The 13,844-nt window shown below is 66.3% G+C and carries 10 protein-coding genes and 1 pseudogene; 7 read left to right on the forward strand and 4 right to left on the reverse strand.

Features of this window, described 5'->3' with window-relative positions:
• Positions 1-104: 104 nt before the first annotated feature.
• Positions 105-617 carry a 5,6,7,8-tetrahydromethanopterin hydro-lyase gene (gene fae, locus OXS27_RS16470; RefSeq protein ID WP_091713492.1) on the forward strand — a complete coding sequence of 171 codons (513 nt, stop codon included), beginning with the start codon at positions 105-107 and terminating at the stop codon, positions 615-617.
• A gap of 1,112 nt (positions 618-1,729) precedes the next feature.
• Here the strand turns inward: fae and OXS27_RS16475 are convergent.
• From OXS27_RS16475 to groES, 3 genes are all read right to left on the reverse strand, one after another.
• Positions 1,730-2,152 carry a S1C family serine protease gene (locus OXS27_RS16475; protein ID WP_267357538.1) on the reverse strand — a complete coding sequence of 141 codons (423 nt, stop codon included), beginning with the start codon at positions 2,150-2,152 and terminating at the stop codon, positions 1,730-1,732.
• A 503-nt stretch (positions 2,153-2,655) separates the two neighbouring features.
• Positions 2,656-4,299, reverse strand: coding sequence for a chaperonin GroEL (groL, locus tag OXS27_RS16480; RefSeq protein ID WP_267357540.1), 1,644 nt, complete (start codon positions 4,297-4,299; stop codon positions 2,656-2,658).
• A 71-nt stretch (positions 4,300-4,370) separates the two neighbouring features.
• The gene (groES, locus tag OXS27_RS16485) at positions 4,371-4,661 is read right to left on the reverse strand and encodes a co-chaperone GroES (RefSeq protein ID WP_007567860.1); all 291 of its coding nucleotides are present in this window, start codon (positions 4,659-4,661) and stop codon (positions 4,371-4,373) included.
• Positions 4,662-4,859: 198 nt separating this feature from the next.
• On the opposite strand from groES, the gene OXS27_RS16490 reads away from it, so the two are divergent.
• From OXS27_RS16490 to fabF, 4 genes are all read left to right on the forward strand, one after another.
• Complete coding sequence (locus tag OXS27_RS16490; protein WP_243917212.1) at positions 4,860-5,846, forward strand: CorA family divalent cation transporter; 987 nt, start codon at positions 4,860-4,862, stop codon at positions 5,844-5,846.
• Between the two features lie 204 nt (positions 5,847-6,050).
• Complete coding sequence (locus OXS27_RS16495) at positions 6,051-7,511, forward strand: methyl-accepting chemotaxis protein (protein WP_267357546.1); 1,461 nt, start codon at positions 6,051-6,053, stop codon at positions 7,509-7,511.
• Between the two features lie 246 nt (positions 7,512-7,757).
• Positions 7,758-8,183, forward strand: coding sequence for a MarR family transcriptional regulator (locus OXS27_RS16500; protein WP_243917208.1), 426 nt, complete (start codon positions 7,758-7,760; stop codon positions 8,181-8,183).
• Between the two features lie 75 nt (positions 8,184-8,258).
• Positions 8,259-9,527: a beta-ketoacyl-ACP synthase II gene (gene fabF, locus OXS27_RS16505; RefSeq protein ID WP_267357549.1), complete on the forward strand. Its 1,269-nt coding sequence runs from the start codon at positions 8,259-8,261 to the stop codon at positions 9,525-9,527.
• 249 nt (positions 9,528-9,776) lie between these two features.
• On the opposite strand, the pseudogene OXS27_RS32665 reads toward fabF, so the two are convergent.
• A pseudogene (locus OXS27_RS32665) lies at positions 9,777-9,834 on the reverse strand (hypothetical protein); the annotation flags it as partial.
• Positions 9,835-10,104: 270 nt separating this feature from the next.
• Here OXS27_RS32665 and OXS27_RS16515 point away from each other — a divergent pair.
• Positions 10,105-11,550, forward strand: coding sequence for an amidase (locus tag OXS27_RS16515; RefSeq protein WP_267357551.1), 1,446 nt, complete (start codon positions 10,105-10,107; stop codon positions 11,548-11,550).
• Between the two features lie 423 nt (positions 11,551-11,973).
• Positions 11,974-13,749, forward strand: a complete 1,776-nt coding sequence (locus OXS27_RS16520; RefSeq protein ID WP_243917197.1) for an acetolactate synthase 3 large subunit — start codon at positions 11,974-11,976, stop codon at positions 13,747-13,749.
• Positions 13,750-13,844 lie beyond the last annotated feature (95 nt).

A 13,844-nucleotide genomic window follows, 5' to 3' on the forward strand; every position in this document is an offset into this window, starting at 1 on the left:
TCCGGCTCGGCCGGTGGTCGGGCGCCGATAACAAGGATGGCTTCCCGGCCGCGGCACCGCCCCCGGCGCGCGGCTCTATTTCGGAATCCAGGGAGAGACACCGAATGGCGAAGATCACCAAGGTTCAGGTCGGCGAAGCGCTCGTCGGCGACGGCAACGAGGTCGCCCACATCGATCTCATCATCGGACCGCGCGGCTCGCCGGCCGAGACGGCTTTCTGCAACGGCCTCGTGAACAACAAGCACGGCTTCACCAGCCTGCTCGCGGTCATTGCGCCGAACCTGCCCTGCAAGCCGAACACCCTGATGTTCAACAAGGTCACCATCAACGACGCCCGTCAGGCCGTCCAGATGTTCGGCCCGGCCCAGCACGGCGTTGCCAAGGCCGTGCAGGACGCGGTGGCCGAGGGCATCATCCCGGCGGACGAGGCCGACGACCTGTTCATCCTGGTCGGCGTGTTCATCCACTGGGAGGCGGCCGACGACGCCAAGATCCAGAAGTACAACTACGAGGCGACCAAGCTGTCGATCCAGCGCGCCGTCAACGGCGAGCCGAAGGCTTCGACGGTCACCGAGCAGCGCAACTCGGCGCAGCACCCCTTCGCCGCCAACGCTTAGATCGGAGACGGTCCTGGGCAGAGTGAGCCTCCGCCCGCACCGCGGGGCCTGCTCCAGCGACTGGCTTCGATCTTCCTCGGCCGATAAGTAGGCCCCTGACGGGACGGCGAAAGCCGTCCCGTTTTTCGTTTGTCGTCCCCGGCGTGGCCGTCCGCTCCGTTCTCCAACCGGCCCCGCAGTGGACGATGCCATTGAGCCGCGGAGCTCCCCCGGATCGCGCGGCGCGTTCCAGTGCTTCCCTGCGAGGCCCGCTTCGCGAGCGCCTTTGACTGATAGGCTCGGGGGAAACACGCGAAGACTCCGCGCCTCATGGGGGGTGTCGCGACTGGCGGTGAGGGCTCACTCCGAACGCGGCGCATGCGAGCCCGGCAGGGCACACGTCATCGTCCCCACCCGCCACTGGCGCCGGGGGCATGGCCCAAGAAGCAACACGCGGGACGCGGGACGCCGCGGGGACCCAGGTGTCGGCCAAGTAACGCGCGGGATCCGATCCCCGCGGCGCCCGCGGCATCGATCGGGCATGGTCCCCGGCCGGTGCCGTCTTTCTCGTCGCGGTGTCTCCGACGTCCCGATCCTGCGACTCCCCGTTAGCGGTCTCGGGCGGGGTGCACGCACCCCCGGAACCCGCATCGGCGCCGTGGCCTTCCAGCCGTCCCCCGCCTCGTCGTGGGCGGGTCCGCAGGTCGCTCAGGGTCAGCCCAGACGCGGGTCGGCGCGGGGGGCATTTCCTCCCCCCGCCGGGCAAACTGCCGCCCGGTCTCACGCCCGCATCCGAGGCACGCCCCGTACCGGTCCGCCGCCCGGGGCGATGGCGGCTGAGAGCCACCGACGCGGGCACCGCCCCGTCCCCGGACCCGCACGGTCAGCCACCGGGCGGGCCCCCGAAGGACGCCCCGGGATCGCTCCCAGGCCGCCGCGGACAGGTGGCGGCTAATGAGCATAAAATAGGAACATTGTCAAGGGCGACGGACAATTGGCGGCCTCGGCGCCGTTCTTATCAACGGTGATCTGTCATCCGATTGCCTCTGGAGGACAGGGAGGACGTCGCCACCCTATCGACCGACGATACATGACCCGTGATCCGAGGTGGGACGTGTGCAACCTCCAACGCCTCAGTGGCAGACGACCTGAACCGTAAAGTCGCGCGCCTTCACGGCGATCGCTGCACCGTCCATCGGATCGGTCGTGCGCACGGTGATCGGCGGCTCGACGCCGTTCGCCTCCAGGAAATTCAGCGCGATCATGGATTTGATGGCGAAATTGACGTTCTGCGGGATGCCGCAGGAGGCAAACGCCACCTGCTTGGACTGGATCACCCCGATCTCGTTGCCGAACCGATTCAGCGCCGGGCCGCCACTGTTGTCCTGATGGACCGGCGCCGAGATCTGGATCTTGCGCGTGTCGTCGCCGGAGCCGGCCGTCGGCGCCACGTCGCCGAGCGGCTTGCCGAGGGTCCATGATCCAAAATCGAGGGACCTCGGATCGGCCGCCCCGCCCGCCGCCCCCTCCCGCGGTGACGGAGCGGGGCGCTGCATTGCAATGCGCGGCAGCACCGCCGACGCGACGACACTCAGGTGTCCTAGTCCCCTGGAAGAGCCCGCTTCGACGGCCTACGATCAGGAGCAGCCCGCCAACACACCATCACGATCGATCGGCCATGGACTTCGCCGCAGACCTAATGCCACGTTGCGAGACGACTGGATCGGCTGCGGCCGATTCGTTCTCCAGGAGGACCATAAATATTCAGACCATGCCGAACTCGATCAGTAGATACTGGAATTTGTTGATACAGGGACCAGCGACCCGGAGTACGACAGGATCTGCAATCTGATCTATCACAGCACGAACTTGGATATCCCGAGCAGCGGATTGCAGCGTCTTCGCCTTGAGCTGATCGATACAGTCCGCGCGAAGATCGAGCGCGAGTCCGGCGCGGGCATCCTGGCCGACCGACCGGTTCCGAGGTCGCGCACCGGCCAATAGAAAAGGGGCCGCCTCTCGGCGACCCCCTTCCTGCGTCTCGACGGGTGGCTTGGACTTAGAAGTCCATGCCGCCCATGCCGCCGCCGCCCGGCATCGCGGGGGCGCCGCTGTCCTTCTTCGGCGCGTCGGCGACCATCGCCTCGGTGGTCACCAGCAGGCCGGCCACCGAAGCGGCGTCCTGCAGGGCGGTGCGCACGACCTTGGCCGGGTCGACGATGCCGGCCTGGATCATGTCGACATACTCTTCGGTCTGGGCGTTGAAGCCGTAGGTCTCCGAGGAGGTGTTGTCGGTGATCTTGCCGACCACGATCGAGCCCTCGACGCCCGCGTTCTGAGCGATCTGGCGGATCGGGGCCTCAAGGGCCTTCAGCACGATCTTGATGCCGGCCTGGACGTCCGGAATGTCGGACTTCAGCTCGGCGACCGCCTTCTTGGCGCGCAGCAGCGCGGTGCCGCCACCGGGGACGATGCCTTCCTCGACCGCCGCGCGGGTGGCGTTGAGGGCGTCGTCGACGCGATCCTTCTTCTCCTTGACCTCGACTTCGGTCGCGCCGCCGACGCGGATCACCGCGACGCCGCCCGCGAGCTTGGCCAGACGCTCCTGCAGCTTCTCACGGTCGTAGTCCGAGGTGGTCTCCTCGATCTGCGCCTTGATCTGCGAGATACGACCCTCGATGTCGGACTTCTCGCCGACGCCGTCGATGATCGTGGTGTTCTCCTTCTCGATCCGCACGCGCTTGGCGCGGCCGAGCATGGGGAGCGTCACGTTCTCAAGCTTGATCCCGAGATCCTCGGCGATCATCTGGCCCTTGGTCAGGATCGCGATGTCTTCCAGCATCGCCTTGCGACGATCACCGAAGCCCGGCGCCTTGACGGCCGCGACCTTCAGGCCGCCGCGCAGCTTGTTGACCACGAGGGTGGCAAGAGCCTCGCCCTCGATGTCCTCGGCGATGATCAGGAGCGGCTTGCCGGTCTGGACCACGGCCTCGAGCACCGGCAGCATCGCCTGGAGCGACGAGAGCTTCTTCTCGTGGATGAGGATGTAGGGGTCTTCCAGCTCGGCGACCATCTTCTCCGCATTCGTGATGAAGTACGGGGAGAGGTAACCGCGATCGAACTGCATGCCCTCGACGACGTCGAGCTCAGTCTCGGCCGTCTTGGCCTCCTCGACCGTGATCACGCCCTCGTTGCCGACCTTCTGCATCGCGTGGGCGATCATCTGGCCGATCTCGGTGTCGCCGTTCGACGAGATGGTGCCGACCTGGGCGACCTCGTCGGAGGTCGAGACCTTCTTGGCGCGGGCGATAATGTCCTTCACGGCGGCGGCCGTGGCGAGGTCGATGCCGCGCTTCAGGTCCATCGGGTTGATCCCGGCGGCGACGTACTTGGCGCCCTCGCGGACGATGGCCTGGGCCAGCACGGTCGCGGTGGTGGTGCCGTCACCCGCGATGTCGTTGGTCTTCGAGGCCACTTCGCGCACCATCTGGGCGCCCATGTTCTCGAAGCGGTCGGAGAGCTCGATCTCCTTGGCGACCGTCACACCGTCCTTGGTGATGCGCGGGGCGCCGAAGCTCTTCTCGATCACGACGTTGCGGCCCTTCGGGCCGAGCGTCACCTTCACCGCATCCGCCAGGATATCGACGCCGCGCAGCATCTTATCGCGGGCGTCGGCGGAGAAACGTACGTCTTTCGCTGCCATTGTGTGCCTCTTCGCTAATGGTTGAACCCCAAGGCCTCAGACGGCCTCAAAGGGCGGGACAGGCGTTCCGATCAGAGGGCGACGACGCCCATGATGTCGGATTCCTTCATGATCAGGAGGTCCTGACCGTCGATCTTGACCTCGGTGCCGGACCACTTGCCGAACAGGACGCGGTCGCCGGCCTTGACGTCGAGCGCGTTGACGCGGCCCTGCTCGTCGCGGGCGCCGGGGCCGACGGCGACGATCTCGCCCTCTTGCGGCTTCTCCTTGGCGGTGTCCGGGATGATGATGCCGCCCTTGGTCTTCTCCTCGCTCTCGATGCGACGGACGACCACGCGGTCGTGCAGCGGACGGAACTTCATGAGCTGCCCTCTTGCTTCAGGTCCTGAGTTGGCGTTGATGCGGCCACCGGGACCGCCGCGAACTCGACTGTTAGCACTCTGTCTCGGCGAGTGCCAAAGACGGCCGCGAGATAGGCGCGGGGCTGTTCCGTGTCAAGTCTGTCGCACCCTTTCGCGTGGCGCGATGCCTGCCCCCCCGCCCATGGAAAATGCGCCGCGATGCTGAGCCTGCACGGCCCCGAAGGTCCGGTGGCGCCCGAGACCGCCCAACGGATCGCGCGCAACGCCGTGTGGATCGACCTGAACGATCCGACCTCCGAGGAGGCGGAAGCGGTCGAGGCCGCGACAGGGCTGCGCATCCCGTCCCGGGAGGCCCTGTCCGAGGTCGAGACGTCGAGCCGCCTGCGCCGGGTGAAAGGCGGCCTGTCGCTGTCGACGCCGATGATCACCTTCGAGCGCAGCGCATCGCAGCTGAAACCCCTGGGCTTCCTGCTGACGAAGGATCACCTCGTCACCGTCCGCTTCCACGAGCTGCGCGCCTTCGAATCCGCGGCCAAGCGAATCGTCGACGGGGACGGCAGCGCGACGCCGAGCGAGGTCTTCCTCGTGGTCCTGGAAGAGCTGGTGGACAGCTTGGCCGACTCGCTGGAGGACATGGCCTCGGAACTCGACAGCCTGTCCACCCGGATCTTCGATTTCGACGTGCGGGGCGCGGACCGTCGCCGGCTGGAGAGCCCGCCGCCCCGGCGCCGGGATCTGGCGTTGCGTCGGATCCTGCGCGGAATCAGCAACCGGGGCAAAGTGCTCGGCAAGATCCGGGCAAGTCTGCTCGGCCTAGAGCGGATCGTCCCGTTCGTGGCGGCGGCCTGCGACGCCCTCGGCCTCCCGGAGAACGGTCGGTTCGACACAATCGGCCGGGATATCGATTCTCTCGACGAATTCGAGACGCGGCTGGCCGAAAACGTTCAGTTCCTGCTCGACGCGGCTTTGGGCCTGATCAACATCGAGCAAAACAACGTCTTCCGCGTGCTGACCGTCGTGTCGGTGGTGGGCGTGCCCCCGACCCTGATCGCGTCCATCTACGGCATGAACTTCAAGACCATGCCCGAACTCGATTGGGCCTACGGCTATCCCTACGCCCTCGCGCTGATCCTCCTGAGTGCGCTCGCCCCGATCGTGTATTTTCGGATGCGAGGATGGTTTTGATACAACACCGAGATCTACCATTTTCGACAAGCAAAAATCGATGAATATCAATCATCAATAATTATCATCTGAACCGATCAATAGAAGCACAATATAATAGATTTGGTGTGCCTGCCGCCGTCGAATGCAGACGCTGGCGTGAAATTTAGCATTCGTTTAATCAACCTCTGTCTTTCTTCCCGACGCAGACGAGCGGGCTCAGACATGTTCAAGAGATCCACCTACAGCGAAGCGCAGGCCAAGATCGAAGCCCTCGATCGCTCGTTGGCCATCATCGAGTTTTCGCTGGATGGACACATCCTCCACGCCAACGAAAACTTCCTGCAGGCGATGAAGTACACCCTGGCTGAGCTCGTCAACAAACATCACCGCATTTTCGTCGATGACGTCGAGGCCAAGTCAGACGATTACGCTCAGTTCTGGACCAAGCTGAAGGGCGGCCAGTACGTGACCGGCGAGTTCCTCCGCCTGGCCAAAGGCGGGGAACGGATCTGGCTCGAGGCCACCTACAACCCGATCCTGGACGCCGCCGGAAAGCCCGTGAAGGTCGTAAAGTTCGCCTCCGACATCTCGGCGAAGAAGAACCAGATCAATCGGCTGATGTCGATGATCGACAACATGCCGGTCGCGGTGATGACCGTCGATCCGCGCAACAATTTCCAGTTCGACTACCTCAATCAGACGTCCCGGAAAACGCTCAAGCCGCTGGAGCAATATCTTCCGGTCAAGGTCGATGACATGATGGAGCACTCGTTCGACGTGTTCCACATGAATCCCAAGCATCAGCGCACGATGCTGTCGGATGCCAGCCACCTGCCGCATCGGACCAAGATAAAGGTCGGACCCGAGACGCTCGATCTGCAGGTCACGGCCGTCAACGACGAGCGGGGCAACTACATCGGGCCAATGGCGACTTGGTCCATCGTCACGGCACAGGTTCAGATGGCGTCCGAGGTCACGCGGGTGGTCGAGGCGGTCGGGTCGGCGATCCAGGAGATGCAGCAATCGGCCGAGGGCCTCACGCAGTCGGCGGATTCCGCCCGCCAGAAGGCGACCTCGGTGGCGGCGAACTCGGAGCAGATGAACAACGCCATCCAGGAAATCTCCGGCCAGGTCGGGCGCGTGTCCGAGCGGGCGCAGCAGATCGCCACGCAGGCCGAGACCACCGACGCGACGATGCGGCAACTGGCCGAGAACGCCCGCAAGGTCGACGCCGTGGTCGGCATGATCAAGTCGATCGCCGACCAGACCAACCTGCTGGCGCTCAACGCCACGATCGAGGCAGCCCGTGCCGGCACGGCCGGACGCGGCTTCGCGGTGGTGGCCAGCGAGGTCAAGGCGCTGGCCGAGCAGACCGCGAAGGCGACCGGGGAGATCACCCAGCAGGTCTCGGCGATCCAGAGCGCGACCGGCGAGGCGGTGAGCGCCATCGAGATGATCACCGCGGCGGTGGCGGAACTCTCCAACCTCACGCTGGCGATGGCGAGCGCCGTGGAGGAGCAGGCTGTCTCGACCCACGAGATGTCGGGCAATATCGGCGGCGTCTCGCAGGCGGCCAACGCGACCGGGCAGTTCGCCGAGGCGGTCCGCGGCATTGCCGGCAGCCTGGCCGATTATTCCTCCAGCCTCGCCGAGAGCGTGAACCGCTTCACGAAGGCGGGCTGATCCGGTCGGATCGCAGCCCAACCGCTGCGAACGCACACCCTCGCGGGTTCAGGATTTCAACCTCGCCGTTATTGCGGGTGGAGCGCAGCATTCCGATACAGCGCTCCGCCCGCCTCGCGGTGTCTTGAGCCACTTCGCTGCGCGCGTGATAACGGAGGGGTAAAGCCGATCGAACGGCACGACCGACATCCGCCGCTGCGCCTGGATCCGTCCTCGCGGTTCGGATGCGGGCTATCGGATTGCACCATGTCGTTGCCGGATGCGCTCTCGAACTGCCTCGTGCTCAACACGGTCGCGGCGGCCCGCACTTTGTTGCGGCGGGGCGATGCCGCCTTCAAGCCGTTCGGCGTCACCGTCCAGCAATTCTCGCTTCTGGCGGCGATCCGGTTCAATCCCGAGACGCCGGTGGCCGTGCTGGCACGCCGCATCCTGCTCGATCGAACCAGCCTGACGCGCAATCTGGATTTGCTGGAACAGAAACGCCTCGTCGAGCGTGTTGCGGACACCGATACCAGTGCACGTCTGTGTCGATTGACCCAGGACGGGAGCGTTCTGCTGGATCAACTCTTGGACGTTTGGCAACGCGCGCAGGCGGACATACTGGACGGGTTCGACGAGACGGAATCCGATACCTATCTGCGCATCGTCAAGCACTTCGCACGCGGGGAATGAGGCGCGGCCGGCGTTGCCCCACCACGAAGCTGTGTATATGCACAGCCGAGTCAGCGCGCTTCGCGGGGTTCCGTCGTGCAAGATCCGATCGTCATCACCGGCCTCGGGGCCGTCTCGCCGTTGGGCTCCGGCGTGGCGGCGACCTGGGAGCGGCTGAAAGCCGGGCAGAGCGGGATCCGGCGCAACACGCGATTCGAGGTCGGCGATTGGAAATGCCAGATCGCTGGGCTCGTCCCTGATCGCGCGGACGATCCGAGCGGCTTCGATGCCGGACAGGTGATGGAGGCCCGCGAACTGCGCCGCAACGACCTGTTCATCCACTACGCCATGGGCGCCGCGCAGGAAGCGCTCGATCAGGCCGGCTGGCATCCCGACGATCCGGCGCATCGCCGACGCACCGCCACGGTGATCGCCACGGGCATCGGCGGCGTGCCGGCGATCACCGCCGCCTGCGAGACCATCCGCACCTCGGGCGCCCGGCGCCTGTCGCCGTTCGTGGTGCCGTCCTTCCTGCCCAATCTCGCGGCCGGCCAGATCGCCATCCGGTTCGGCTTCCAGGGGCCGGCCGGTTCGCCGACCACGGCCTGCGCCGCCTCGGCCCAGGCGATCGGCGATGCCGCGCGCATGATCCGCAGCGGCGAAGCCGACATCGCCCTGTGCGGCGGGACGGAGGCGTGCGTCGATCCAGTCGCGATCGGCGGCTTCACGGCCGCGAAGGCGCTGTCCGTCGCGTTCAACGATGCGCCGCACCGCGCGTCCCGTCCGTTCGACCGCGACCATGACGGCTTCGTGCTCTCGGAGGGCGCGGCCATGCTGGTGATCGAACGGCTTGGCCACGCCGAGCGGCGGGGTGCCCGCCCACTGGCGGTGCTGTCGGGTTACGGCACCACCACGGATGCCCACCACGTAACGTCGGGCTGGCCGGATGGGCGGGAGGCCACCCGCGCGATGGAGATCGCCCTCGCGAATGCGGGGCTCACAGCGGCCGACGTCAGCTACGTCAACGCCCACGCGACCTCGACCCCGGTCGGCGACGCAGCCGAACTCGCCGCCCTGACGGCGCTGTTCGGGCCGGCCGGCGGCGGTGTCCCGATCAGTTCGACCAAGTCGGCGACCGGCCACATGCTGGGCGCCGCCGGGGCGATCGAGGCCGTCTTCTCCACCCTCGCGCTCCAGCATCAGGTCCTGCCGCCGGGCCTCAACATCGAGGAGCCGATGCCGGAGGCGGCGGGGTTCGATCTGGTCGAGGCCACGGCACGGCCCTGGCCCGTGAAGCACGTGCTGTCGAACGCCTTCGGCTTCGGAGGCGTCAACGCCGCGCTGGTGTTCAGCCGATACGTGTAAACCGGGTCAAGGCAGCCGTGCCGATGTTCCAGGGACGAAGGGCGCTACCTTGGCCGGTGGCTGTCCTCAGATCGTTAGCCTTCGCTACGGCGACGCTGCCAAGCCAAGGAATACGAGGATTGCTCGGTTAAGCTGCAGGAGATTCACATCGTCCAGCTGTCCAATACGGTTACTCAGCTTGGTTTTCGGCCGAGCGTGGTTTGCCCGCAAAGTCCTTTCCGCTGGCGACCGTCCAGATCGCACCCCGCCTCATCCATTGTCCCGATCGGACACGGCATCGATAAAGGCCTGATCCTCCGCCTCGCGCGTACTGGCGGCGACGGCGCGCGATTGGCGGTGCGTTCGGCTTTGAACCCGGGTGCATGCACGTCAGGCACCCAGATCTGTATGGGTCTCAGTCCTTGAGCACGGAGCCGCGCACGATCGTTGCGTCCCGTCGCACGTGCGGATTCGGCGTTGGAAGCCTACGGCATAACTTGCTCGCTCGTCGGCAACACCGTGTAACCTAAGTGGCAATGAGGGCCTTGCCAACGCTCAGCCCTCCGGTGGCCATCCTCACCGATCTGGAGATCTGAACATGCAGGACGCGCGACCGGACGGCATCACCGCCATGGGCGCGGTGGACCTCGCCGCCGCCATCCGCGGCCGGGTGGTCTCCTGCGTGGAGGTGATGCGCGCCTATCTGGACCGGATCCATCGGCTCAACCCGCAGGTGAACGCCATCGTGGCCCTGGCCGACGACGCGGCGCTCCTGCGGGAGGCTGAGGCGGCCGATGCCGCCCTGGCGCGCGGCGAGGCTGCCGGGCCGCTGCACGGCTTCCCGCTCGCCGTGAAGGATCTCGATCCGGTCCGCGGTCTCCGGTTCACGCAAGGCTCACCGATCTTCGCCGACCGGATCGCCGAGACCGATTCGATCATGGTGGCCCGCCTGCGCGCCGCCGGGGCGATCTTCATCGGCAAGACCAACATCCCCGAATTCGGCCTCGGCTCGCACAGCTTCAACCCAGTCTACGGCACCACCGCCAATCCCTACGATCTAACGAAGAGCGCGGGTGGGTCGAGCGGCGGTGCCGCCGTCGCGGTGGCGCTGCGGATGCAGCCGGTCGCCGACGGCAGCGACCATGCCGGCTCCCTGCGCAACCCGCCGGCCTTCAACAATTGCTACGGGCTGCGCCCGAGTTGGGGCCGGATCCCCGCCGAGGCCAAGGACGTGTTCAGCCCGAATCTCGGCGTGCTGGGGGCGATCGGGCGGACGCCCGCCGATATCGGCCTGATGCTTTCGGTCCAGGCAGGTTACGACCCGCGCTGCCCGAATGCGATCCGCCAGGATCCGTCTGCCTTCGCGAGCCTGCGCGTCCGGGATTTCAAGGGCACCCGCATCGCGTGGCTCGGCGATTGCGGCGGACAGATCCCGTTCGATCCGGGTGTGCTCGACCTCGGGCGCTCGGCTCTGACAACCTTCGTGGAGATCGGCTGCACCGTCGAGGAGGCGGTGCCACGCTACGACATGGAGCAGCTCTGGCAGGATTGGTTGGTGCTGCGGGCCCTCACCGTGGCTGCCGCGCTCCGCCCGTTCTACGACGAGCCCCGCCACCGGGCACAGCTGAAGCCGGAAGCCGCCTGGGAGGTCGAGCGGGGGCTGGCGCTCAGCGCCGACCGGATCATCGTGGCGCTCGAAGGCCGCACGCGCTGGTACGAGACCCTCCGCCGCTTCATGGAGGCCTACGACTTCCTGGTGATGCCGACGACGCAGGTCTTCCCGTTCGACAAGGACCTGCGCTGGCCCGAAACGGTCGGTGGACGGGCGATGGACACCTATCACCGGTGGATGCAGACCGTGATCCCGGTCACCATGTTGGGCCTGCCGGCGCTCGACGTGCCGGCCGGATTCGGCGCAGCCGGATTGCCCACCGGCATCCAGATCGTCGGGCCGAACCACGGAGAGCTCGCCTGCCTGCAGCTCGGCGCGGCCTACGACGCGGCGAGCAACTGGGTTCGACGGTACCCACCGCCTCTGAACTGAGGTCGTGGCTCGTCGACCAAGCCGGTACAATAACCGGCACGGATGCGTTGACCGGCCCCGCGCACTCCGCTATGAGGCCCGACACTCTGCGCGCCAACCCTGATCCAGTTCCGGATCATACGGCCGCTGCGGAGCAGGTTCGGATATCCGATGACAACGGTCCTTATTGTAGCGGTAGCGTCACCGACGGGGCGGCCCTGAGCTAGGGCCGCGATCCGGGCGGTGGCGCATGCAGGGTCCCTCGGGGCCCTTTTTTGTTGCCCGCGGCCCGGCGGACGAGACTGAGACGGACGGTTATCCGAGGCGAAAAGCACCTTCGGGCGAGGCGGACACCGCTTCACCAGACGAGGATGCGGGGAGAGAGGACGGGGCCGAGCGGCGATCGCGGATCGCCGTGGCTCCGGAGAGCGCGAGGAGACGAGCATGGGCGGCGAGGTCATGACCGGGGCCGAAATGGTCATCCGGGCCTTCCAGGATCAGGGTGTCGATACGCTGTTCGGGTATCCGGGCGGCGCCGTACTTCCGATCTACGACGCGCTGTTCCATCAGAACGCCGTCAAGCACATCCTCGTGCGCCACGAGCAGGGCGCCGTCCACGCCGCCGAGGGCTACGCGCGCTCGTCCGGCAAGGTCGGCTGCGTGCTGGTCACCTCGGGCCCCGGTGCGACCAACATCGTCACCGGCCTCACCGACGCGATGCTGGATTCGATCCCGCTGGTCTGCATCACCGGCCAGGTCCCGACCCATCTGATCGGCACCGACGCATTCCAGGAATGCGACACCGTCGGCATCACGCGCCACTGCACGAAGCACAATTATCTGGTCAAATCGATCGACGACCTGCCGCGCATCCTGCACGAGGCATTCTACGTCGCGGCGAACGGCCGGCCCGGCCCGGTCGTGGTCGATCTGCCCAAGGACATCCAGTTCGCCTCCGGCCTCTATGAGCGCCCGGAGATCGCGAGCCACAAGACCTATCGGCCGGCCGTGAAGGGCGATTCCGACCGGATCCGCGCGGCCGTCGAGCTGATGGCGACCGCCCGCCGGCCGGTCTTCTACACCGGCGGCGGCGTGATCAACTCGGGCCCGGAGGCCTCGCGGCTGCTGCGCGAGCTCGTCCGCGAGACCGGCTTTCCGGTCACCTCGACCCTGATGGGGCTCGGCGCCTATCCGGGCACGGACGAGAAGTTTCTGGGCATGCTCGGCATGCACGGGACCTACGAGGCCAACCTTGCGATGCACGAGTGCGACGTGATGATCTGCGTCGGCGCCCGGTTCGACGACCGGATCACCGGCCGGCTCGACGCGTTCTCGCCGTTCTCCAAGAAGATCCACATCGACGTCGATGCCTCCTCGATCAACAAGGTGGTCAAGGTCGATGTCGGGATCGTCGGCGATTGCGCCTCGGTGCTCGCCGATATGCTGGAGGCGTGGCACGCCCTGCCGTCGCGGCCCGACGCGTCGAACCTCGAGCCGTGGCTGCAGAAGATCAAGACTTGGAAGGCGCGGGACTGCCTCGCCTACTGGCCCTCGGGCACGATTATCAAGCCGCAATACGCCGTGCAGCGCCTCTACGAGGCCTGCAAGAGCCGCGAGACCTACATCACCACCGAGGTCGGCCAGCACCAGATGTGGGCGGCCCAGTACTTCAAGTACGACGAGCCGAACCGCTGGATGACCTCGGGCGGGCTCGGCACCATGGGCTACGGCCTGCCGGCGGCGATCGGCACGCAGCTCGCCCATCCGGACGGGCTGGTGATCGACATTGCCGGCGAGGCTTCGATCCTGATGAACATGCAGGAGATGTCGACGGCGGTTCAGTACCGGCTGCCGATCAAGGTGTTCATCCTGAACAACGAGTACATGGGCATGGTCCGGCAGTGGCAGGAATTGCTGCACGGCTCGCGCTACTCGCAGAGCTACTCGGAGAGCCTGCCGGACTTCGTGAAGCTGGCCGAGGCCTACGGCGCCAAGGGCATGCGCTGCGACAAGCCGGGCGACCTCGACGGCGCCATCGCCGAGATGCTGGCCTATGATGGTCCGGTGATCTTCGACTGCATCGTCGACAAGACCGAGAATTGCTTCCCGATGATCCCGTCGGGCAAGGCGCATAACGAGATGCTCCTGTCCGACTACCTCGGCGAGACCGGCGTCGAACTCGGCGACGTGATCTCCGAGGAAGGCAAGATGCTGGTCTGATAGGCTGACATCACAGGATTGATCGCGAATACCCTGGTTTCAAAAGGTCGAGACCTTTTGCGGGTGCAGGGCAGAGCCCTGCGGTCGGGCTCTAA

The sequence above is a fragment of the Methylobacterium sp. GC_Met_3 genome, from assembly GCF_026540775.1.
Lineage (GTDB): Bacteria > Pseudomonadota > Alphaproteobacteria > Rhizobiales > Beijerinckiaceae > Methylobacterium.

Bases quoted from the DNA above. Each gene is read 5' to 3' on its own strand.
- fae (WP_091713492.1), top strand. From the start codon at position 105: ATGGCGAAGATCACCAAGGTTCAGGTCGGCGAAGCGCTCGTCGGCGAC.
- OXS27_RS16500 (WP_243917208.1), top strand. From the start codon at position 7,758: ATGTCGTTGCCGGATGCGCTCTCGAACTGCCTCGTGCTCAACACGGTC.
- OXS27_RS16515 (WP_267357551.1), top strand. From the start codon at position 10,105: ATGCAGGACGCGCGACCGGACGGCATCACCGCCATGGGCGCGGTGGAC.
- OXS27_RS16520 (WP_243917197.1), top strand. From the start codon at position 11,974: ATGGGCGGCGAGGTCATGACCGGGGCCGAAATGGTCATCCGGGCCTTC.
- groES (WP_007567860.1), bottom strand. From the start codon at position 4,661: ATGAAGTTCCGTCCGCTGCACGACCGCGTGGTCGTCCGTCGCATCGAG.
- OXS27_RS16475 (WP_267357538.1), bottom strand. From the start codon at position 2,152: ATGCAGCGCCCCGCTCCGTCACCGCGGGAGGGGGCGGCGGGCGGGGCG.
- OXS27_RS16495 (WP_267357546.1), top strand. From the start codon at position 6,051: ATGTTCAAGAGATCCACCTACAGCGAAGCGCAGGCCAAGATCGAAGCC.
- groL (WP_267357540.1), bottom strand. From the start codon at position 4,299: ATGGCAGCGAAAGACGTACGTTTCTCCGCCGACGCCCGCGATAAGATG.
- OXS27_RS16490 (WP_243917212.1), top strand. From the start codon at position 4,860: ATGCTGAGCCTGCACGGCCCCGAAGGTCCGGTGGCGCCCGAGACCGCC.